The 20,574-nt window shown below is 43.4% G+C and carries 19 protein-coding genes and 4 pseudogenes; 6 read left to right on the top strand and 17 right to left on the bottom strand.

Features of this window, described 5'->3' with window-relative positions; genetic code table 11:
- The first annotated feature begins 24 nt into the window (after positions 1 to 24).
- Together tgt and H6G40_RS01870 are read left to right on the top strand one after the other, a co-directional pair.
- The gene (gene tgt, locus H6G40_RS01875; RefSeq protein WP_002747714.1) at positions 25 to 1,149 is read left to right on the top strand and encodes a tRNA guanosine(34) transglycosylase Tgt; all 1,125 of its coding nucleotides are present in this window, start codon (positions 25 to 27) and stop codon (positions 1,147 to 1,149) included.
- Between the two features lie 50 nt (positions 1,150 to 1,199).
- Positions 1,200 to 1,337 carry a photosystem II reaction center protein K gene (locus H6G40_RS01870; RefSeq protein WP_002739211.1) on the top strand — a complete coding sequence of 46 codons (138 nt, stop codon included), beginning with the start codon at positions 1,200 to 1,202 and terminating at the stop codon, positions 1,335 to 1,337.
- A 111-nt stretch (positions 1,338 to 1,448) separates the two neighbouring features.
- Here H6G40_RS01870 and hetL read toward each other — a convergent pair whose 3' ends face one another.
- From hetL to H6G40_RS01855, 3 genes are all read right to left on the bottom strand, one after another.
- Positions 1,449 to 2,111: a heterocyst differentiation pentapeptide repeat protein HetL gene (gene hetL / locus H6G40_RS01865; RefSeq protein WP_069474748.1), complete on the bottom strand. Its 663-nt coding sequence runs from the start codon at positions 2,109 to 2,111 to the stop codon at positions 1,449 to 1,451.
- Positions 2,112 to 2,163: 52 nt separating this feature from the next.
- Complete coding sequence (locus H6G40_RS01860; protein ID WP_002738764.1) at positions 2,164 to 2,526, bottom strand: ArsR/SmtB family transcription factor; 363 nt, start codon at positions 2,524 to 2,526, stop codon at positions 2,164 to 2,166.
- A 197-nt stretch (positions 2,527 to 2,723) separates the two neighbouring features.
- Positions 2,724 to 3,734, bottom strand: coding sequence for a DUF6398 domain-containing protein (locus H6G40_RS01855; protein WP_002738769.1), 1,011 nt, complete (start codon positions 3,732 to 3,734; stop codon positions 2,724 to 2,726).
- A 135-nt stretch (positions 3,735 to 3,869) separates the two neighbouring features.
- Here H6G40_RS01855 and gatA point away from each other — a divergent pair, with 135 nt between their 5' ends.
- Positions 3,870 to 5,321 carry an Asp-tRNA(Asn)/Glu-tRNA(Gln) amidotransferase subunit GatA gene (gatA, locus tag H6G40_RS01850; RefSeq protein ID WP_190537177.1) on the top strand — a complete coding sequence of 484 codons (1,452 nt, stop codon included), beginning with the start codon at positions 3,870 to 3,872 and terminating at the stop codon, positions 5,319 to 5,321.
- A 204-nt stretch (positions 5,322 to 5,525) separates the two neighbouring features.
- On the opposite strand, the gene H6G40_RS01845 is transcribed toward gatA, so the two are convergent.
- Complete coding sequence (locus H6G40_RS01845) at positions 5,526 to 5,891, bottom strand: type II toxin-antitoxin system death-on-curing family toxin (RefSeq protein ID WP_238560464.1); 366 nt, start codon at positions 5,889 to 5,891, stop codon at positions 5,526 to 5,528.
- Positions 5,892 to 5,908: 17 nt separating this feature from the next.
- Positions 5,909 to 6,106, bottom strand: a complete 198-nt coding sequence (locus H6G40_RS01840; RefSeq protein ID WP_002739031.1) for a hypothetical protein — start codon at positions 6,104 to 6,106, stop codon at positions 5,909 to 5,911.
- 42 nt (positions 6,107 to 6,148) lie between these two features.
- On the opposite strand from H6G40_RS01840, the pseudogene H6G40_RS01835 reads away from it, so the two are divergent.
- Positions 6,149 to 6,748: pseudogene (locus tag H6G40_RS01835) on the top strand (Rpn family recombination-promoting nuclease/putative transposase); the annotation flags it as partial.
- 139 nt (positions 6,749 to 6,887) lie between these two features.
- Here H6G40_RS01835 and H6G40_RS01830 read toward each other — a convergent pair.
- The 5 genes from H6G40_RS01830 to H6G40_RS01810 form a co-directional block, all read right to left on the bottom strand.
- On the bottom strand, positions 6,888 to 7,223 hold the full coding sequence (locus H6G40_RS01830) for a HepT-like ribonuclease domain-containing protein (RefSeq protein WP_002756203.1): 336 nt from the start codon (positions 7,221 to 7,223) through the stop codon (positions 6,888 to 6,890).
- Positions 7,220 to 7,513, bottom strand: a complete 294-nt coding sequence (locus tag H6G40_RS01825; protein WP_002738918.1) for a nucleotidyltransferase family protein — start codon at positions 7,511 to 7,513, stop codon at positions 7,220 to 7,222. The genes H6G40_RS01830 and H6G40_RS01825 overlap by 4 nt, the downstream gene beginning before the upstream one ends.
- Positions 7,514 to 8,073: 560 nt before the next feature.
- Positions 8,074 to 8,886, bottom strand: a complete 813-nt coding sequence (gene lpxC / locus H6G40_RS01820; RefSeq protein ID WP_002738636.1) for a UDP-3-O-acyl-N-acetylglucosamine deacetylase — start codon at positions 8,884 to 8,886, stop codon at positions 8,074 to 8,076.
- A 99-nt stretch (positions 8,887 to 8,985) separates the two neighbouring features.
- On the bottom strand, positions 8,986 to 10,971 hold the full coding sequence (locus tag H6G40_RS01815; RefSeq protein ID WP_199309330.1) for a BamA/TamA family outer membrane protein: 1,986 nt from the start codon (positions 10,969 to 10,971) through the stop codon (positions 8,986 to 8,988).
- Positions 10,972 to 11,332: 361 nt separating this feature from the next.
- Entirely contained in the window at positions 11,333 to 12,211 is an 879-nt protein-coding gene (locus H6G40_RS01810; RefSeq protein ID WP_002778443.1) for an Hpt domain-containing protein, read from the bottom strand.
- Positions 12,212 to 12,640: 429 nt separating this feature from the next.
- Here H6G40_RS01810 and H6G40_RS23610 point away from each other — a divergent pair, with 429 nt between their 5' ends.
- Complete coding sequence (locus H6G40_RS23610) at positions 12,641 to 12,775, top strand: hypothetical protein (RefSeq protein ID WP_272071972.1); 135 nt, start codon at positions 12,641 to 12,643, stop codon at positions 12,773 to 12,775.
- On the opposite strand, the gene H6G40_RS01805 is transcribed toward H6G40_RS23610, so the two are convergent.
- Positions 12,761 to 13,633, bottom strand: coding sequence for an FkbM family methyltransferase (locus H6G40_RS01805; RefSeq protein ID WP_069474746.1), 873 nt, complete (start codon positions 13,631 to 13,633; stop codon positions 12,761 to 12,763). The genes H6G40_RS23610 and H6G40_RS01805 overlap by 15 nt on opposite strands.
- 354 nt (positions 13,634 to 13,987) lie before the next feature.
- On the opposite strand from H6G40_RS01805, the pseudogene H6G40_RS01800 reads away from it, so the two are divergent.
- Positions 13,988 to 15,215: pseudogene (locus H6G40_RS01800) on the top strand (ISL3 family transposase).
- A 273-nt stretch (positions 15,216 to 15,488) separates the two neighbouring features.
- Here H6G40_RS01800 and thiD read toward each other — a convergent pair.
- The 6 genes and pseudogenes from thiD to H6G40_RS01770 form a co-directional block, all read right to left on the bottom strand.
- Positions 15,489 to 16,289 (bottom strand): bifunctional hydroxymethylpyrimidine kinase/phosphomethylpyrimidine kinase, encoded by an 801-nt coding sequence (gene thiD, locus H6G40_RS01795; protein WP_002738816.1) that lies wholly within the window; start codon positions 16,287 to 16,289, stop codon positions 15,489 to 15,491.
- Between the two features lie 6 nt (positions 16,290 to 16,295).
- Positions 16,296 to 17,543, bottom strand: coding sequence for a cell division protein FtsZ (gene ftsZ / locus H6G40_RS01790; RefSeq protein WP_002778450.1), 1,248 nt, complete (start codon positions 17,541 to 17,543; stop codon positions 16,296 to 16,298).
- 192 nt (positions 17,544 to 17,735) lie between these two features.
- Positions 17,736 to 18,557, bottom strand: coding sequence for a cell division protein FtsQ/DivIB (locus H6G40_RS01785; protein ID WP_002738467.1), 822 nt, complete (start codon positions 18,555 to 18,557; stop codon positions 17,736 to 17,738).
- A gap of 222 nt (positions 18,558 to 18,779) precedes the next feature.
- A pseudogene (locus H6G40_RS01780) lies at positions 18,780 to 19,870 on the bottom strand (IS630 family transposase).
- A 115-nt stretch (positions 19,871 to 19,985) separates the two neighbouring features.
- A pseudogene (locus H6G40_RS01775) lies at positions 19,986 to 20,327 on the bottom strand (transposase); the annotation flags it as partial.
- The coding region (locus tag H6G40_RS01770) for an IS30 family transposase (protein ID WP_190537171.1) at positions 20,328 to 20,574 on the bottom strand (247 nt) is incomplete at its 5' end.

Raw genomic sequence — 20,574 nt, 5'->3', positions numbered from 1 at the left:
AACTGATAACTGATAACTGAAACAGTGGGATTTTCCTTTGAATTAATCGCCCAGTGTCCCCAAACTGGTGCGCGGGTTGGGGTTTGGCATACTCCCCACGGACCGGTAGAAACACCCCGTTTTATGCCTGTGGGAACTTTGGCCACGGTGAAAGGTTTGACCCCCGCTCAAATCGCCAGCACGGGAGCGCAAATGATTCTCGCTAATACCTATCACCTGCATCTGCAGCCCGGAGAAAGTATCATCGAGAAAGCGGGAGGTTTACACGACTTTATGGCATGGAATCAGCCAATATTAACAGATTCGGGTGGATTTCAGGTATTTAGCCTCAGTCAACTCCGGCAAATTAAAGAGTCGGGAGTCACCTTTCGATCGCCCCGGGACGGTAGAATAATCGAAATCACGCCGGAAAAATCGATTCAGATTCAAAATGCCCTCGGTGCTGATGTGATTATGGCCTTCGATGAATGTCCCCCCACGGGAGTCAGTCATGAGACCATGAAAGCATCTATAGAACGCACCTATCGCTGGTTAGAGCGCTGTCTGACGGCCCATCAACGACCTCAAGAACAGGCTTTATTCGCCATAGTACAAGGGGGAATCTATGAGGATTTACGGGCAGCGGCGGCGGAATCTTTAGTAAAACTCGATTTACCCGGTTATGCTATCGGTGGCGTGAGTGTGGGGGAAGAAACGAGCCTAATTCATCGCATTGTCCAGATAACTGCCCCTTTACTCCCCGAAAATAAACCCCGTTACCTGATGGGAGTGGGAACCTATCGAGAAATGGCCAAGGCGATCGCTAGTGGCATAGATCTGTTTGATTGCGTTATTCCCACCCGTTTTGGTCGCCATGGCACAGCTTTGGTGCGGGGAGAGCGTTGGAACCTCAAAAATGCCCGTTTTAAGGAGGATTTCGCCCCTTTAGACGAGACTTGTCCCTGTTACACCTGTCAACACTTTAGCCGTGCCTATCTGAATCATTTAATTAAATCGGGGGAAATGTTGGGTTATATTCTCTTATCTCTGCACAATATCGCCGAATTAATCAGATTTACCCGTGAAATTCGTCAATCTATCTTAGGGGGGACTTTTGCCCAAGATTTTGCCCCTTGGCTTGAGGATGCCGTAGATGTTACCCCAACGTGATAAAATTTCAGGAAACGTTTGAAAATTTTCTTGTCAAGGTAGATAGAGAGATGGAAACTGCACTTTTGTTCGCCAAATTGCCGGAAGCATACCAAATTTTCGACCCCCTAGTCGATGTGTTGCCCCTGATTCCCCTATTTTTCCTCTTGCTGGCCTTTGTTTGGCAAGCATCCGTCGGTTTTAAATAAATCGACTTTCAATTATCAGTTATCAGTGAGCAGTTATCAGTGATCAGATTTGAGTTTTAAGTGAAATGACATCTTTTTACTGATTACTGTTTACTGAAAAAGCTTCCCAGATTAAAACAAAGTCCCGGTTAAATCAGCACCAGTTAAGTCCACATCTTCTAAAATTGCCCCGCGCAAATCCGCATAACTGAGATCCGCACCCCGGAAACTGGCCCCGGTGAGATCGGTGATAAATCCGTCTCTTTCGGGACTAGCACGAAAATTAACCCGGCAAAGTCGGCAATCAGCGAAATTGGCTCGATATAACAGGGATCCGCTCAGATTAGCATAGTTGAGATCGGCTCCGCAAAAGTTAGTTTTGCCCAAGTCCGTGCGTTGGTCGGAAGTGGAGCGAAAATCCGTATCGATTAATAGGGCCTGCTGGAGATTAGCACTGTTGAGATTAACACCGTTTAAGACGGCTTTGGTTAAATAAGTGGCTTCTAAATTGGCTTCGATGAGATTAGCTCCGCTTAGGTCCGCATCGCGTAAACAAGCTCGATAAAAGTCCACTTGACTTAAATCTGCTCCCCAGAGAATCGCCTCACTTAAATCCGCTTCCCTCAGCAGCGATCGCGCGAGGCGTATTTTTCCTAACCGGGCCTGTCGCAGATCTGCACGGCAAAAATCGACTTCTGGGAGGGAAATATTAGTTAAGTCGCCTTCCCGCAAATTAATCCCCTGAAAATCTCTTTCTCCCTCCCGATAGCGTTGACAAAGTTTTTCTACGAGCATGGAAATTTTTCCTTATCATAATTGAGGTAAAATGTCAAGGGTTTAGCGATTTTTATTTAGGGAGATGGAAAGCCGGCAGACTCTCGAATTCTCGGGCCCGTTGACGCATTTGCTGACTAATGCGATCGCAAACCACCTGACAGAGATCATAGATCACGGGGTCGGTAATTTGATAGTAAACGCTGACTCCTTGGGGTTGCCGCGAGATAATTCCCGCTTGGGTTAAAGCTTTCAGGTGTTTGGAGAGATTGGCTTGACCTAGTCCGGTAGCTTCAGCGATTTCTTTACCATTCATCGCGCCTAATTGCAAGCAACTGAGAATCTGTAGGCGACTGACTTCCGACAGGACTTTGAAATAGTCCGCCACGGAAGCGAGGACGACGCTAGAGGTTTGGGGGGAGAAACTGTCTAACATAGGTAGGTAATAAAGTGACCAGTTAAAAAGGCTGACAATAGGTGATCGTTTAAAACTTTATAACTATTGACTACTATAGTTTAACTGGAGAGGTAACTAGAGTCTAGTCTGCAAGCTCGATCGAGATTGGGTCATTCAGAAATCTACTGCTGCAAGAGTGCCTCCTGACTCCACCAACAGACTTTTTATCGCAAACCCTAACTATCACCGAGCATGGTACTGATTAACTGCCGGACAGTAGTGCTAGGATGGTTCTCTAAATTGCTTGGTAAAGCCCATTCTGAGTCAAGATAGGACATCTTCAGTAAATCTCTCACTTGTTTTGATTTAGCTTGTCCTGTACTTTGAGCAACCCCAAAAGCTTTATAAAGTTCTGTGGCCGAAATGTGGGGATTTTGAGTAGGATCGAAGAGAAAATTGACCATTCCTAGGGCGTGAGTAATGCCGGCAGCCCAGGAATTAGCCTTACCTTTTTCTAGGGGAGAGGGACGCTTACGAGCTAAAGTTGCGGTTAATTGGCGAATAAGTTGGGCGTATTCTTCATTAAGATATTTAGCGGCAAATTTATCGGTAATAGCGGTAATTTCTTGATATTTGGCCTGCATTGCCTTGGGAACATTTTCCGATTTAGGAACAGCTGGGGGCGTTTTTTTCAATGTTGCTGCCGCTTGCTGTTTAGCACTTTGTTCAGCATTATATTTTTCTTGAAAAGCTGTTAAACCCTCCTGACTGGTGATATCAAAACCCTGCTGATGCGCTTGTAACAGGAGATTTTTCATAAAACCGGCACTGTTGGGATCGTTCATCAGTTGACCAAAGCGATCGCCTAATTGCTCTAAATATTTAATAATAGCCTTAGCCTGAGTTAATTTATATTCTCGTCCCAAAAATTGCCAAAAACTAATTAATTCAGGGATAGCATCTTCGGTTTCCGTCGGATCGAGGATAGTAATTTTGCGTGGTAAAATCTTCTCCATTAAGATCTGCACATATGCTTTAGTCATGGTAGCAAGGGTATAACCTTCATAGAGATAGCCCAACTCGACAAAGGTAGCAATCCAACCACCACCTTCTTCTTTTTCTTGATAATAGGCCTCTCCCTCGGGCGAATTGATATATTCTTCGATCGCTCCAGTAATATAATCTTCTAGTAAGGGTTCGGCTTCATCGTAGTCTAAATTATCTAATTGTCGGATATTAAAAGTCATAACTCTAGTTTTCCTGCGAGGCTTTCCTTTAATTTTAGGGGATTAGCTGACCGACAGCCAAACTGACGCTAAAATAGTCTTTGCTGTCCGGGGTTGTTGCTTGCTCCTGACGGTGGTTGTAACCGGTAACTGAACATGACTTCGATTCGTCAACTGCATCAACAACTCGTTAATAAAGAAAAAACAGCCGTCGAAATCGCCACAGAATTTCTCGCTCGTATTCAAGCGATCGAACCACAAGTAAAAAGCTTTCTCCATTTAACCCCGGATTTAGCCCTCGCACAAGCCCAAAAAGTGGACGAGAAAATCGCCAGAGGTGAATCTCTGCATCTGTTAGCAGGTATTCCCATCGCATTAAAAGATAATCTCTGCACCAAGGGTATCCCCACCACCTGCGCTTCTCGGATTTTAGAGAATTTTGTCCCCCCCTACGAGTCCACCGTTACCCAAAAATTACGGGATTTAGGGGCAGTTATCGTCGGTAAAACCAATTTAGACGAGTTTGCCATGGGTAGTTCCACCGAAAACTCCGGTTATCACGTTACTGCTAATCCTTGGGACTTATCCCGGGTGCCGGGGGGATCTTCGGGGGGTTCGGCTGCGGCTGTGGCCGCTCAAGAATGCGTGGTGTCCCTAGGATCGGATACCGGTGGCTCAATTCGTCAACCGGCTTCATTTTGTGGCGTTGTTGGGCTAAAACCGACCTATGGCTTAGTTTCTCGCTTTGGTTTGGTGGCTTACGCTTCTTCTCTTGATCAGATCGGTCCCTTTGGTCGTACCGTAGAAGATGCGGCGATTTTATTACAAGCGATCGCAGGTTACGATCCCCAAGATTCTACCAGTCTCAATCTGCCGATTCCCGACTATAGCCAATTCCTGAAAACCAGTTTAAAAGGGTTAAAAATTGGCGTAATTAAGGAAACTTTCGGGGAAGGGTTGGATCAGGTGGTTGCCGAGGCAGTTAATCAAGCTTTAGCGCAGTTAAAGGCCCTCGGTGCCACGATTAAAGAGATTTCCTGTCCCCGTTTTCGTTACGGATTGCCCACCTACTACATTATCGCCCCCTCGGAGGCATCGGCGAATTTAGCCCGTTACGATGGGGTTAAATACGGTATTCGGGAAGATGCCGATAGTTTGATTGATATGTACACCAAGACTCGCGCCAAGGGTTTTGGTGCGGAAGTCAAGCGCCGGATTATGTTGGGAACCTATACCCTCTCGGCGGGTTATTATGATGCTTATTACCTGAAAGCACAAAAGGTGAGGACTTTGATCAAAGAGGATTTCGATCGAGCTTTTCAATCGGTAGATGTGTTAGTTTCTCCCACTTCACCGACCACAGCTTTTAAAGCCGGGGAAAAAACGGCGGACCCTCTGAGTATGTATTTATCGGATTTAATGACTATTCCCGTCAATTTAGCCGGTTTACCCGGGTTAAGTCTTCCCTGCGGTTTTGATGGGCAAGGTTTGCCAATTGGTTTACAATTAGTGGGTAATGTGCTGCGCGAAGATCAATTATTTCACGTCGCCCACGCCTACGAACAGGCCACCGATTGGCACAAACGTCAACCATCTTTTACAAATTGATACAATTGCCGGTGGCTATCTTTTGCCGGTAGCCATCAAGTAAAAATCAGCAACACCGAAAATCCCTCAAGCCTTCTCTTAATTGGGGACAATTTGCCAAAAAAGCGTTTACCTCATCATCCCACTCTAACGATTGAGATGAGCTGCTACAGCCAAACTTTGGCTTTTATAAATCACTTTGGTAAGGTCGAATCCAACACGGTGTTAGCTTGCTCCAACGTTTTGCCGTAACCAGTTGGTAAAGGCATCACGTTCTAATTCACCAGAGGCTAAAGCTAAAATGACTCGTTCTTGCTCATCTACAAAAGCATTAATCTCTAGTCCATTCAACACCAGAAATGTTTCCATTGCCCCATGACCAGTGCGCTTGTTGCCATCAAGAAATGGGTGATTCATCACAATTGAAAACCCCAAAGCTGAAGCTTTATCAACAATTGTCGGATAAAGATCCTGCCCACCAAATGTCATGCGTGGTTGAGCAATAGCAGACTCTAGAGAACCTAGGTCACGAATACCCATAGCTCCTTGGGACTGTTGAATAATTTGATCATGTAAATCGAGGACTTCCACTAATGTTAGATAGCGTATCATGCTAAACGACGATAAAGTTCAGCGTTTTTCTTGAGTACATAGCTTGATGCTTGAGTAAATTCGTTTTTAGGACCCACCAACCAATCTTCTATGCTGGCACTGAGTAAGTCTTCAGGGGAAACTTGGCTGTTCTGAGCTAACTGTTGTAATCGTCGAAACTGCTCATCTGAGATATTAACAGTAATGGAAGCCATCAAAAACCTCTCAATAGTCTAAATATTTAACATTATAACCTCAGTGAGATATTCCTCTATCTCCACCAAACGGACTTAAGCAACAACTGGCAGGGAGTAGTTATTTATCCTCGGCGTTCAGTGGAAAGCGTAGAGACGGCTCGTTATGGGGAGTTAATCAACTCAGGCAGGATTTTACGTTTTTATCTCGAGGAATTAAGAGAAGGGGAATCCCTGGGAATATCGATGTTACAATTAATTATAGCACCAACCGCCAGAGCGATCGAGCAAGGAAAACAATTAATTCCACGGATTAGACAAGAATTCCCTAAGTTCAAACAACAGCAAGAACTTTTAGAATTGATAGAGACAATCTTGGTTTATAAGTTACCCCAAGTCAGTAGAAAGGAGATAGAAGCGATGTTTAGTTTAAGTGATTTAAAACAAACTAAAGTGTATCAGGAAGCTTTAGAGGAAGGTAGAGAGGAAGGTAGAGAGGAAGGTAGAGAGGAAGGTAGAGAGGAAGGCCGACAAGAAGGCGAATTAGCGGCAAAATTAGCCTCTATTCCTCGCTTATTGGCCTTAGGATTAAACTTTGAACAGATAGCACAAGCTTTAGAATTAGAGATCGAACAGGTTAGACAAGCGACTCAAGGGGAATAGGAAAAGTTAAAACTTTGATAAATTAATATAATTGCTGGTGGCTATCTTTTGCCGGTAGCCATCAAGTAAATCGAAGAATAAAGTAGGTGGGGTTGAACGATAGTGAAACCCGAAATTTAAGTAATTGGGTTGGGTTTAGTCAAATAAATTCCTGTAAAATAGCTTCGATTTGTCCTTTTAGAGGAGGAATATCATTTTCAACAATATCCCAAATAATCTCTAGATTAATACGAAAATATTCATGAATAGTTAAGTTTCTTAGATCGCTGGCATCTCGCCAAGGAACTGCGGGATATCTTGCTTTAAATTCTTGAGAAGTTGCTCTAGCTGCTTCACCAATAATTTGTAAATGATAGACAATCCAAGTTTGAATTAATTCTTGTTGTTCAAACACGGTTTTTCCCTGTCGAGCATACTTTTCTACACGCTCAATTGCTTCTAAAATATCCCGCAAGCGTTCGGTATCATCCCTCATAGTGGTATTGCTTCTTTAAGTACGCGCTCTCTGATTCTATCTTTAAGTCCCTGTTCGGTAACAATATCAACTTTGCAGCCTAACAAGTCTTCCAGTTCTCGAATTAACGGCAAGGGAAACCAGGGACTCCGACGTTCGCTACAATAATCAATTAATAAATCAATATCGCTTTTTTCGTCAGCTTCTCCCCGTGCAACAGAACCAAAGATTCGCACGTTATTTGCGCCGTGTTTAGCAGCAATAGCAAGGATTTTTTCTCGTTTGTTCTTGAGTAATTCGTCAATTTTCATGATCTACTTAGTTTGCGATAAATTTTGTCGAAAAAAGCTTCCTTGTACCGATTCTTGGGGTAGGGATTTAGTTTGTTTCTCACTCTTTATTTAGGGCTTGCTGAATATTGGTAAAAGCTTTACTAGAAAAGGGTTATGTGCTTTTTTTTCAAAAAAAGTGCAAGAAACAAAGGTTGAGGAATCGATCTGAGGGACTTAAAACCCTTGCACTTTCATTAAACCCTTCTATCCAACGTCCATCATACCCTATTTAATCTTGCTTCCGATAGTGTTGGGTTTCTTGCCTTTAACCAAACCAAAGCGACAAGACGGCGATTAAACTATACAATAAAAAAAGAAGACCATACCCTAAAACAGACATTCGTATTCTTCAAGATACCAGTCTCTCCATGCTAATCGTGGCAAATGCCCACGAGGAGCATTTAAACTAAATGTTAATACTGCTCGTTATGGGGAGTTAATCAACTCAGGCAGGATTTTACGTTTTTATCTCGAGGAATTAAGGGAAGGGGAATCCCTCCACCCTACCCCCACGAAAAACTTTTTGCCGCAAACCCTAATTAACCCTGAATTGCTTTAGCTAGTTGAACGTGAAGTTTATGACTGGCTTTAAAAGCCATGTAATGAGCGGTGGGAATGGTTCCCAGTAAACTCAAATCACCAATTAAGTCCAATAATTTATGTCTTGCTGGCTCATTATCAAAGCGTAAAGGAGGATTTAACCATTGATTTTGATCGCAGATCAAAGCATTTTCTAAACTGCCTCCTTTAATTAAACCAGCCTTTTGCAGATATTCAATTTGATCGGCAAAACCGAAAGTTCGAGCATCTGCGATCGCATTTTGAAAACTTTCTTGATTAGGACTCCAACTATACCATTGATTACCGATCGGTTTATAAGTAAAATCGATGCCGTAGGTAAAACGTAATTCAGGAGAAGGAATCGCCGCCACAAAAGCATCGCCTTCGTACAACCAAATCGGTTGAGAAATGGTTAAATCTGATGGAGAAAAAGAGTTATTTAAACCAGCATTTTTGATCGCTTCCACCCAGATTTTAGCCGAACCATCGAGGAGGGGAATTTCCGCACCATCCACCTCAATGCGAGCATCCTCTACCCCCAAAGCGGTTAAGGCCGCTAATAAATGCTCAACAGTTCTAACCTTTGCTTCTCCTCGTCCCAATTCTGTTGATAAAGTCGTTTGGTAAACCGAAGAAACTAGAGCGGGAATAATCGGTTGATTGGCTAGATCTCTGCGGACAAAATAACGTCCTTCTCCTGGATTTGCCCCACAGACGCGCACCCGTGTTATCTCCCCCGAATGCAGTCCAATTCCCGATAATTCAAATTGTTTAGAGATAGTAGAAACCATAATTATCAAGTAATAAAGCTTTTATCAGTGAACAGCAAAAATAACTAAATTCATCGATAACTGGTAACTGATAACTGATAACTGATAACTGATAACTGATTAGAATCGTTCCCCGATACCGAAATGGATACGAGAACTACCATCGACATTAAAACCGTAGTCAACCCGAATTTGGCCGACAGGAGATTGTACCCGAACACCTAAACCGTAACCGAGACCAGTACCGGGTAAATCCCGGACAATACCGGGTTGACCGGGGACATCACCTTGGGAACCAATAGTAGTGCCGAAATCGACAAATAACGCCCCCCCGATAATTGCCACAATGGGAAAACGATATTCGGCCGTCGCTTGGAAATAACTGCGACCGCTACCCACTTCTCCCTCGGCGTAACCCCGTACAGAGTTACTACCCCCAACAATAAAAGCATCGTAGGGGGGTAAGTCGCCTAATACTGTCCCTGCTTGCACATTAAAAGCTAGGGATTGCTGACCTTTAAAAATATCGGTTTCAAAGAGATTAAAGGGATTAATAAACTGAACGGGGATAAAGTAACTGTAACTACCCCGAACACGAGTTCCGAAAATACTGCCAGAACCAACCGGGACAGTTTGTTCTAAACCTAGACGCAGGAAAGAACCACTGGTGGGTTGCAGGGGATTGTCGCGAAAATCTTGAATAGCGCCAATATTGAGGGAAAATAGATCATCGGTCCCAGAGGAACTAAACGCCAGTTTTTGACTGCCAAAACCATTGAGAGGTGCAGACAGGGGGGAGATGTCACCATTGGCATTTTGCACCTGTACCTGTTGATAGTTAAAGCCTAGGGAAACCACCCATTTTGGTTTCGTAAACACATCAGGGGCCAAAGGACGGACAAAAGTAATACCGCCACCCGTCCGGACGATACGGGGACTATCATTATCGTTAAGGGTCCGAATTGAGGAATCTTCCCCATCATAAACTAGAGAAATCGACTGTCGCCGGAAAACGTTCACTGTGTAGGAAGTACGGAAATTATCCGTGGCAATCCAAGGATCGGAAAAACTCAGATCGAATAAAAATTCCCGTTCCCCTAACTGAACTTCTGCCCCTAAAGTTTGGTTATTACCGCCAAAATTGCGCTGCTGATAGCTGACAGTGCCGAATAAGCCTGCATTCGAGCTAATACCACCCCCAGCGGCCACGGAACCGGTATTACCTTCCACCACATCGACGTTAACAATCACCTCCCTTGGGTCGCTGCCGGGGGAAAAAGACAGACGCACATCCTCGAATAAACCGAGACCGAAAACACGCTGTAAATCCTGTTGGGCAGTATTACGGTTGAAAATATCCCCCGCTTTTAGGCGCATTTCCCTAGTAATGATAAATTCTCTGGTTTTAGCCTTGACTGGTTCCTGTTCGACGTTAAAATAACGTACTTGAATTTTTTCGATTAAACCTTCGGAAATGACCAGAATCACCCGACCATCGGGATTGACTTGCGGCGCACCGATCACCTGGGCTAGATCATAGCCGTTTTTGCTGTACCAGTCATTGATTTTTTTTACCCCCGCCTGTAGTTCCCGTAAATTCAGGGTTTTGCCGTATTGACTAGCGAAAATTTCCTCGACCACCCCGGCAGGTAAAATCGATTTGTCCACGGTTTCTGGGGCAATTTGAATCTGTACACCCTGAAAAACGGGGTTAGGTTGCACCTCAAAGGTAACTCGCACTCCTAGGGGCGTATCTTGGGGAACTGCCCGCACATCGGCAAAAAAGCCCGTGGCAAAAACGGCGTTAATATCTTCTTGTAATTGCGATCGAGTCGCGCTTCGTCCAGGTCGGGTGCGAATGGTATTATAAACTAGATTTTCTAATTCTCGATTAGCCCCTTGTACTACCACTTCAGCCACCAAAACCCGCGACTCCTCCGCCGGTGCCGGTGGAGCTGCGGTGGGAGTTTCTGTAGGGATTGGGTTTTCCGTCGGAGTTTCCGTCGGTGGTGCCACGGGTGGAGTAGTTTCTCCCGTCGCAGGAGGAGACTGTACTAGCTGCTCGACGCGGGGAAAAACCGTCTCTGTGGGTTCTTCTTCGGCCATGACCGTCCCGTGAAATAATCCGAAAATAGCCAGCAGCAGGGCCAGCGAGGAGTATCGCCTCGAAAAATTGAGATTTTTAAGCACTTCCACACACCCAGTAACACCATTATGGTTTTGTTTGTTTTCTCTGCCCGAGAAATTTAACGAACGTTAAAACTCTAGCAGATCGCTTACTCTCAGTAAATCCCGGCTTGACCGGTGATTCAAGAGATGCTGCCTCAGGTCTGATATTTGTCAGCCGTCAGCATTAAGTTTTTATCTTGCCATATCTTAGCTTTTTCTGGTTTGGCTCTATCCCAATTCACCATCGAGAATTATTGCCACCTCGGTTGGCGCACAATTAGTTACGTCGGGGCAGCTGTTAACGTCTCGTTTGTAATAACTGTACCAGTTGCGAGACCTGTTGGCGACTGAACATTTGCCGCAGGGTACTAGCTGCTAATTCGGGTTCTAGGGTAATCAGGATTTGTGGTAATTTGGCGGTGGCTAATAATTGCAATTCTTGACTGACGGTGATTTCTTCCCCGCGACCCCATGCTAATAAATCACTGGCTTGTTTTAATTCTTTAATGATAACTGGGGCGAGAGTACGGTAGGAATGTTTGGGGTTAGCCAGAGCCGATTGAGCATTTTTAACTAAATATTGCCATTGTTGCTGTTCTGAAGCCAATTGAGACAGAGATGAAATTAATTTTTGTAATTGCTGACGGGAAGCGCTGGTTTCTTGCTGTTTAAACAGTTGTAACATCTGTTTGAGTATATCTCTGACGCTAATGGAGATAGAAGGGGCTGCCGCAATAGCAGAGGTAGATTTTCCCTGGCCGAGAAGATAGTTAAGATGGGCCTGTAATTCGGCAAAAGTCGCTTCACCGTTTTTAACGATGGCGTTAGCTTCCTCGCTTTGCAAACCTAAGGGCTCCCGCAGCTTATCGATTAATACCTGAAGCAGATCATAACCCTTGAGGAACAAAGACTCTAATTTTTGATCGACTTCTAGAGGATTTTCTTTTAGTATTTTGAAAGCATCCTCAAGACGGTGAGCAGTTTTTTGGATACTGCTATAACCTAACATGGCCGCCCCCCCCTTGACGGAATGGACGGCACGAAACATCTCGTTCATCTGTTCATTGTTGTTGACGAGATTGCCTAAGTCTAAAATACCCTGTTCTAAAGTTTCCAGGTGTTCTTTTGCTTCTTCGATGAAATAGCCGAGAATTTTCTGAGCGTTAGCAGAGTCCAAAGTCTTATCCCCCTCATCACGATGCTGTTTAGTTCTAGATTGCCCAGTTTTTCAGTAAATATATCACTTATCAGGCAATGGCTAGGAAAACTGGCGGCTCTTCTGGTTTATGTGTGGAAACGAGATCTATACTGATAGTCTCTTCCCCAGCTCGACTGAGCGTTCGTGTTAGTGAGCTTGTCGAACTACTGATCTCACGCCGAAGTCATCGCCGAACGTTAAAATAGCCCTAAACGTCTTGCCCGATAAGCATTTCAAGATTCCATAAGCGAAAATTATCACACAAAGTCGAGAAGAGCCCTGATATTTTTTCAGTGAAATTGAATTAGCAACGATAGATATACATTTGAGCTATCGAACTATTTAGTTAGTATATACACCCAAAGCAGGCTGTGATCAGGTTATAATTTTTGGAGATGTTTAATGAGCATGGTGCGTTCCCCAAAATCTATCGGTTCGGCAGTAGGAGCCACATCAAGGAACGCACACTATAGCTATGATGATCGCTATCCTAGAAATAAGCTCTGTTCCGTCCGCAGCAACGAAGTGTTAGACATCTTTTAGCTCTTCAAACCTTGACAAGAGCCTATGAGGAACTAAGAAAATCATTTTAACACGAGAGTTTGTCGGTTTTGTTTCAATCTTCATGAATTTTGGTTGGAAATTATCTCCATTCTCATCCTTAGATTTGACGAAAGCAAAACAGGTAAATTCAATAGATTTAATAAATTCGAGGAGCTTCTTTGTTGGATAAATTTCCGACAAGACCAAAGGCTGATCTCGAATGAGAAGATTTTTGCCACCCATTAGTATATCGAAGTCTGCACCTTCAGCATCCGTTTTGATACAGGAAACACTCAGTAACGGATAATCAGACATCAATTTGTCTAAAGTATTTACCTTGACTGTCACCTTGTTCTCTTGGGGACTATGCCTAACCAGCGAATTTAGTTCAGGCATTGAGTTCAAATTAAGATCCATAGTGCCAGGCTCGGAAAAAAGTGCTTCTTCTAGAATATGACAATTTTGAAACTGGGAAAGATTTCTCTTTAAGTGTTCAACCATTCTCGGATCGGGTTCAAAGGCATAAACCTGATTGGATGAAGGAGCAGCCAGTAAACTGTAATAACCAATATTAGCCCCAACATCAATAAAGTCTTTATTAATATCTAAGAACCGATGAAGGATAATTTCAGATCCCCAATCTAACTTGCTTCCCTTGAGGAAAATTTCCGTTCCGAATCGACTATCATAGGGCAGAGTCATTTCTACATTATTAAATAGAACCATTTTCTGGTTGAGCTTGGTTATCTTATAAAATGCTCGTATTACATAGCGGTATAGGAAATTCCAGCCACCAATCTCTCGAACCAATCCAAGAAAATAACTGAACTTATGCCAATAAGTAGTTTCTTTCAACATATACTCTCACTTCAAGTTAGGCATGAAGGCATCTAAATATTAATTATACCGCTCTCTGCGGTCGAGCCTCCTCCTCTGTCCTACTATCCTACCCCATCGGTCCGACACCCCCTCAATAAAACCCAATACCGCACTGTGGGGTCTAATCACTATCGGTGACTAGGTAATTATGAACTCCCGATTTTAATGGCTCTTCCGAACTTGTCGTGTAAAATCAAAGAAAAAACAGACACTTATTGCTGACCAATAAAAATAATAATTTATCTTTAAAAGCTAACTATGCTTGCAATACAGCAATTTATTGGTTAAAATATAGACAGCCAAGATCAGCAATTTTAGACACAAGCTATACTTATGCCATCAAATCCACAATTAAAGTTAATGACCGAGCTACTTCACCTAGAAGGAGTTGTCGTTACCAATTATCAAATTATTACCGATATAGGAATTGTTTTACATTTAGAAAATATGTCAAGAGAAAGCCAGTGCATTCATTGTGGAAGTAAAACGGAAAAAGTTCATCAAAACAATGAATTAACAATCCGAGATTTACCCTTTGGAGAACAGGCATTATATCTGAGAATCAATCGTCGTCAGATGAGATGCGAGAAATGTGGGAAAAAATTCACAGAAGAACTAAATTATTTGCCGAAGAAAAGAACCTACACAGACAGATTTAGAAAAAAAATAGTGGACGAAGTCCTGAATAGTGATCTCAAAAATACGGCAGAAAGAAATGGAGTAAGCGAACAAGAAATAGAGACGATGCTCAAAGACTTAGGAGAAGAGTTAATAACCGCAAAACCTCAAGGTCTAAAAAAACTAGGAATAGATGAAATAGCCATGATAAAGGGAAAAGGAAATTACTATGCTGTGTTAGTAAATATAGACACAGGAAAAATTGTAGGTTTAGTGGAAAAAAGAACAGAAGAAGCATTAACAGAATATCTGAAACAGTGGGGAGAAGAGGTTTTGAGCCAAATAGAGGAAGTAAGTATAGACCTGTGGATAGGGTATAAAAATGTGGCATAAAAACTAATGCCTCAAGCTCAAATAGTAGGGGATAGATTCCATGTAATGAAACAAGTAAATAACGAGCTAGATGAAGCAAGAAAGGAGGTAAAAAGAGAGGCAGCTAAGATAAAAAATAAGAAAAATAAAGAAAATATCTTAGCAGGAATAGCCAAGAGCAAATATGCCTTATTAAAGAATGAAGGAGACTTAGTAGAGAAAGAAAGGAAAAAATTGGAAGAAGTATATAAAGTGTCTCCAAAACTTGGGGAAATGCACAAATTAAAAGAGGAATTTAGAGAAGTATTTGAGAAAAATACGGAGGGGAATGAGGGATTATTTGCCTTGAGTGATTGGCTCAAAAAGGCGATGGCTTACTTTCCTAAAAGCTGCCAGACAACTCGGCGGTGGATTGACGAAATAACTGCCTATTTTGATAACCAAACAACCCAGGGAACAGTGGAAGGAATTAATAATAAACTGAAGGTGATTAAAAGGAGAGGCTATGGATTTAGAAACTTTAAAAAACTTTAGTCTTAGATGTTTATTAAATTGGCATTTTGCTAGTTGATTTTACATGGTAAGTTCGGAAGAACCGGAAATCTTTAGCTGGCATAAGTAGAATTTTTCTCAAGTTACTATTTCTATTTTAGGTGGTTTAAGTGCGTTTTAGCTTACTACCGAATCATTACCGCTGGTTTTATGCTTCTAGAAATTCCACCCGTGCCTGGGTGGACTGCAATTCTTTGACTAATTCCCGATAGACCGAGAGGGGAACCGAGGGGCGACCAGTGCAACTCTGGGGTACTTGGGGGAAATACGCGGAGTAGTGGTTATGAATTGACTAATTTAGGGCTTTTAAGCGGTAAAAATGGCCTACTGGACCAGTTCCGCTACCGATAGCGAGGGAATGCTCAAGGGCGTTAGTAACGTACTCCTTGGCTTTTTTCACCGCTATTTTTAGGTCATCACCCAAAGCGAGGTTAGCCGCGATCGCTGCCGATAGGGTACAACCAGTCCCGTGAGTGTTATTGGTTTCGACGCTTCTGGTCTTAAAAGTTTGCCATTCCTCCCCATCAAAGTAGATATCAACCCCACGCAGCCGGCCTTTCATGGCTCCTCCTTTCACTAATACCGGTGTGGCTGACTTCTGGAAAATAATTTCGGCGGCCGCTCTCATCGTCTCAAAATCATTGATCTCGATGCCACTTAAAAGCCGTGCTTCGTAACGATTAGGGGTAACAATCGAAGCCAGAGGAATTAAACTATTAAAAAGACTATCTATAGCCCGATCATCAATTAATTTGGCTCCTACCCGCGAAACCATAACCGGATCCACCACTAAACTGATTAAACGCCAGCGCTCGATCGCCTCGGCCACCGCTTCGATAATCTCGCTGCTGAACAGCATTCCCGTCTTGACCGCTTGCACACCGAAATCCCTGACCACCGCATCGATTTGGGCTGTTACCATTTCTGGACTTAAGGATTCGACGCGCTCGACCCCCAGGGTATTTTGGGCAGTAACGCAGGTAAGGGCGCTGGTACCATGAACTCGGTGGAAGGCGAAGGTTTTCAAATCAGCTTGAATTCCCGCGCCGCCACCACTATCGGAACCAGCGATGGTGAGGGCAATGGCAGTCATAGGCGGTTAGCGATCAAAAGGACGACGACGTTGCAAGAAATCGGGGATATCTAATCCCGCCGGTTTTGGTGGTTCGGGAGTGGGTGCCGGACTGGGTGCGGGGGTATTGATCACCACCTTGCTACTGGTGGGACGAGAGGGGGATTCCCCAGAAAAACCAGTGGCAATGACGGTAATTCTGACTTCTCCCTGCATTTTCTCGTCAATTACTGCCCCAAAGATGATATTAGCGTTGGGATCCACCACTTCATAGATAATTTCGGCGGCGGCATTGACTTCGTGTAGGGTTAGGTCTTGACCACCGGTGATGTTAAAGACCACACCTTTCGCCCCTTCGATCGAGGATTCCAGTAACGGCGAGGAAATAGCAGCGATCGCTCCTTCCTTAGCCCGAGATTTTCCGGAACCGATGCCGATGCCCATTAAGGCCGAACCCGCATCGGCCATTACTGCCCGCACATCGGCGAAATCCACATTCACCAGACCGGGGATAGTGATAATGTCCGAGATGCCCTGCACCCCTTGCCGCAGCACATCATCAGCGACGCGAAAAGCCTCCTGTAGGGGAGTTTCGGCGGGTATTACCTGTAATAACTGGTTATTGGGGATAATAATCAGGGTATCGACCCGACTTTGTAAACCGCCCACCCCCTCATCGGCCTGATTAGTGCGACGACGACCCTCGAAGGTAAAGGGACGAGTCACAACTCCCACGGTCAAACAGCCGATTTCTTTGGCAATTTCGGCCACAATTGGAGCAGCCCCTGTTCCCGTACCGCCGCCCATGCCGGCGGTAATAAAGACTAGATCAGTTCCTTCCAATGCTTGGGCGATTTCATCCCGGGATTCTTCCGCCGCCTTCTGTCCGATCGCCGGATTGCCCCCCGCCCCTAGGCCGCGGGTTAATTTTGTCCCGATTTGTAACCTCTGGGGGGCGGAGGAGTGGGCCAGGGCCTGGGCATCGGTGTTAATTGCCCAAAATTCGATTCCGGTCACGCCACTGGCGATCATGCGGTTAACGGCGTTACAGCCCCCACCGCCGACCCCGATCACCTTGATCTTGGCGACATTGCTCGGCACGATGCGATTACTACGACTTTCTTCTCGGGGTGTCATCTGTGATTCATGGGGACGAGTAAATAATACTCCAGCATTATTCTGAGAGTAATGATTATCTTCGCTCATAGCTGAACTGGCATAATCGTTACTGTTCAGATTGGGATAGGTGGGAACGATCTCATTAATCGATGTCATTGGAATTGGAACACTCTTAGTACAAGATTCTGTTATTGATTTGATGAATTAGAGATGCACTGTTAACACTATCACTAATATTATGTCGGTTCCAGTATCTACAGTATCAGTTTCTTGTTCATAAAATCATAATTTGGTTTTTTTGCCAATACCTAAAGGGAATAATTGCGGTTATTTACTGATCAATTCCAGTTAATCCCGACCGGTTGCCGTTACTTTGGCAACCCTAGGGGCTGGCTGTGGCTTTAATTGTACAGTGGGAGCATCGGGATTGCTCAGATCAATGTAGATAATTCGCGCTAGAGGTATCTTGGATGACAATTGCCGCGATTGTACGAGAGCGGTTAATTTTTCGGGCAATCTATCTTTATAAAAACCTAAATAGACCTGTCCTAGCTCGGTTTTTAGTACAAGATTACTAGGATTGCGCCAATCGATGGCGGTAATTTTAATGGATAAGTTATCAATTAAGGGATAAATTTTTTGCCACTGTTGTTGATATTGTCGGTCGTAACCAAGCACTTCTAGGCTAGGTAATTGGCTTTTGGGCAGAGTTCGACCATAATAGTTTTGAGGAATTATCGTTCCCGAGGCATCTAAAAAACCTTGCTGTTGATGAGAACGCCAACGGGCAACAGGTTTTCTTTCTTGAATAGAAACAATCACTTTCGGGGGTAATAATTGCCGCTCGATCTTAACGTCGGCAATAGCGGGAATAGCCGCTAATTTTTCTCGTAATTGATGGGTAGGTAATTCCCAGAGAGATAGAGGATAGCTTAATTTCAGCCAAGCGCGAATCGACTCGGGGGACATTAATTCCGTGCCTGCGATTTCCACCTGTCCAGCCTTGGTAATTGTCCAATAGGGTGAAGTCATCCCCCAAGCTAATCCCGTCGCTAAACCACTAACCACCAGAAAGCGACCTAGAGCTTGCCACACCTTCGATCGCCTTTGGTGGCGCAGGTTTTGTCGTTTTTGTTCCAGGGAGAGGGATGAAAGAATTTGATCGCTCATAGGGAAAATCTCGGACAGTTTTGCTGTTATCTTATACCAAATTTCTAAATTCCTGACAGACATAGAGCTTCTAAAATCCAAGACCATCCCGTTAAATACCCGATAGTGTCAGGCTCTTCGGTTTGTGTTATGCAATGAACGGGGGTTATAAGGGATAGAACCCCCTATATAGAAAGGCATTTAGCGATTTTTGTCAATTATTTTCGATCTAGAGCGAACTAATCAATTAAATCCCTTGCCAGATAAGGATTTAGTCGATTTATGCCCCCCTATCGAACCATACCAAGTAACGAAGAGCCTAGTGTCATTGGATAAACGATTTAAAAGAGCATCGAGTTTATCTCTTAAAGCATCAAGAGATTCAAAAGTTTCCCATGCCAGAAAATTTTTCAGGTACAGCCAAACTCTCTGTTGCGGGGTTAACTTCAGGACAACAAGAAGGTTGATAAAACAAGATAATATTGTCGGGAATTTCTAAGTGTCCCGCCATATGTGCAGGAGCGTTATCTACTTGTAAAATATGTAATTCATTGGGAAAAGCTTGCGATAGTTGTAATAGATATTCTCCGAAACAATCCCCATCTAAATGGGAGAATTCATAGAAGAAGCTTCTGCCCTGTCGAGGCTCTACAGCCCCGTACAGCCAAAAGCATTGGAAGTTATATTAAAAATTACCAATCGGCTTAACTCCGAAAAGAGTTATTTTATTCCGAGCAATAGTGTGATAACCAAATCTACTTTCATCCTCGCACCAAAAACTTACTTTCTCGTAACGCTTTACTTTCTCGCTTTCCCTGTCTAGTAAAGCTTTTAGTCGTTTAGATAAGTTCGCTTTAAACTCATCTACTTCGCCAGGCAATTGTCTCGGATTTCCTGGTCTAGGTACTTTTAATTTAGCTTCTAATTCCTGTCTAACGAGACGATAAACTGTTGTATAGCTGACGGAAATTTCTGGAACGACCGAGAGCCAAAAATAAATCTCTTTATAGCTGGTGAAACCCACTGGGTCTTTTAATTCGTTTTGTAAAAGAGCGAATTCTTCTACCGAAATCTTTTTCGGTCTTCCTGGTGGGTTTCCTTCAGATAATAATCGCTCAATTCCTCCTTTTTTTGTAGAAACTTAACCAGCGATGGATTATTCTTTCCCCTCGTCCCATTAATACCACTAAATGGCGAACCGTCTCTACCTCCCCCATCTTCAAAAAATATAAGGACTGTACTTTAGCGTAGGCTAAACTACTTTTTTGTTGTTTCATTAATTTTTTTAAATCTTCTACTGACTCAACAATATCAATTTTGGGTACGACCAGCATCGCCAATTTATCCACTTAATAATCTTTTCTATAAGTATGCCATAGTTTTTGAAATTTGGTATTAGGGTTTGCGGCAAAAAGTCATTGAAAAGTACAGGTCTCTTAATCAATGATTTCACTTAGCTACAAGCATAAGCTTTAGTTGTTGATTAATTTTTAAGTCATAACTTATCCTAATCATTGACCGAGAAAAAGTGCTGTTTTTCCATTTCAGACATAAAAAAGCCCAAAAAACCTGCCTCAACAGGTTAGAAAGATTCATGACTAAAAAAGTAATAGCAATCGCTGAAAAGGAAGTATGAGGAAGTTTAGCCATCACTTTACCTAAACTAAATCTTCTTTTCCCTTGTCCAAATTTGCCCTCTATACAATTCCGAATCCTCTCATCATCAGCAGCTTGTTTCTTTTGTTCTTTACTAACATTTTTGGCTGGTCTTCCTAATGGGGAACGGCCAATTCAAGTCTGAATTGCATCACTGTCTGATCTACCTTTATAGAATACCTCATTCGGGGTACGATAGTCAAGACATTTTCGAGGACGATTGTTAATCAAGTTTACGGCTCTTTCCACCTCCTCTGGCTTAACGATTTTAAAATTCGTTCCCTTGGGGAAAAATTGTCTTAACAGTCCATTGGTATGCTCGTTTAATCCCCTCTCCCACGAATGATAAGGAGTAGCAAAATAAAAATCTGCTCCTAGTTTC

It is taken from the genome of Microcystis viridis FACHB-1342 (assembly GCF_014698335.1).
Classification (GTDB): Bacteria; Cyanobacteriota; Cyanobacteriia; order Cyanobacteriales; family Microcystaceae; genus Microcystis; species Microcystis ichthyoblabe_A.
Note: the sequence above shows the minus strand (reverse complement) of the source record. Positions and strands in the feature narration are given on the sequence as shown.

What these genes read in the sequence shown, in the direction of transcription:
- thiD (WP_002738816.1), bottom strand. Translation starts at nt 16,289, where the DNA reads ATGACTGCCATTGCCCTCACCATCGCTGGTTCCGATAGTGGTGGCGGC.
- H6G40_RS01870 (WP_002739211.1), top strand. Translation starts at nt 1,200, where the DNA reads ATGGAAACTGCACTTTTGTTCGCCAAATTGCCGGAAGCATACCAAATT.
- H6G40_RS01855 (WP_002738769.1), bottom strand. Translation starts at nt 3,734, where the DNA reads ATGACTTTTAATATCCGACAATTAGATAATTTAGACTACGATGAAGCC.
- H6G40_RS01785 (WP_002738467.1), bottom strand. Translation starts at nt 18,557, where the DNA reads ATGAGCGATCAAATTCTTTCATCCCTCTCCCTGGAACAAAAACGACAA.
- lpxC (WP_002738636.1), bottom strand. Translation starts at nt 8,886, where the DNA reads ATGGTTTCTACTATCTCTAAACAATTTGAATTATCGGGAATTGGACTG.
- gatA (WP_190537177.1), top strand. Translation starts at nt 3,870, where the DNA reads ATGACTTCGATTCGTCAACTGCATCAACAACTCGTTAATAAAGAAAAA.
- H6G40_RS01805 (WP_069474746.1), bottom strand. Translation starts at nt 13,633, where the DNA reads ATGTTGAAAGAAACTACTTATTGGCATAAGTTCAGTTATTTTCTTGGA.
- H6G40_RS01815 (WP_199309330.1), bottom strand. Translation starts at nt 10,971, where the DNA reads ATGGCCGAAGAAGAACCCACAGAGACGGTTTTTCCCCGCGTCGAGCAG.
- H6G40_RS23610 (WP_272071972.1), top strand. Translation starts at nt 12,641, where the DNA reads ATGGTGCGTTCCCCAAAATCTATCGGTTCGGCAGTAGGAGCCACATCA.
- H6G40_RS01830 (WP_002756203.1), bottom strand. Translation starts at nt 7,223, where the DNA reads ATGAGGGATGATACCGAACGCTTGCGGGATATTTTAGAAGCAATTGAG.
- hetL (WP_069474748.1), bottom strand. Translation starts at nt 2,111, where the DNA reads ATGCTCGTAGAAAAACTTTGTCAACGCTATCGGGAGGGAGAAAGAGAT.
- H6G40_RS01840 (WP_002739031.1), bottom strand. Translation starts at nt 6,106, where the DNA reads ATGGCTTCCATTACTGTTAATATCTCAGATGAGCAGTTTCGACGATTA.
- H6G40_RS01825 (WP_002738918.1), bottom strand. Translation starts at nt 7,513, where the DNA reads ATGAAAATTGACGAATTACTCAAGAACAAACGAGAAAAAATCCTTGCT.
- H6G40_RS01860 (WP_002738764.1), bottom strand. Translation starts at nt 2,526, where the DNA reads ATGTTAGACAGTTTCTCCCCCCAAACCTCTAGCGTCGTCCTCGCTTCC.
- ftsZ (WP_002778450.1), bottom strand. Translation starts at nt 17,543, where the DNA reads ATGACATCGATTAATGAGATCGTTCCCACCTATCCCAATCTGAACAGT.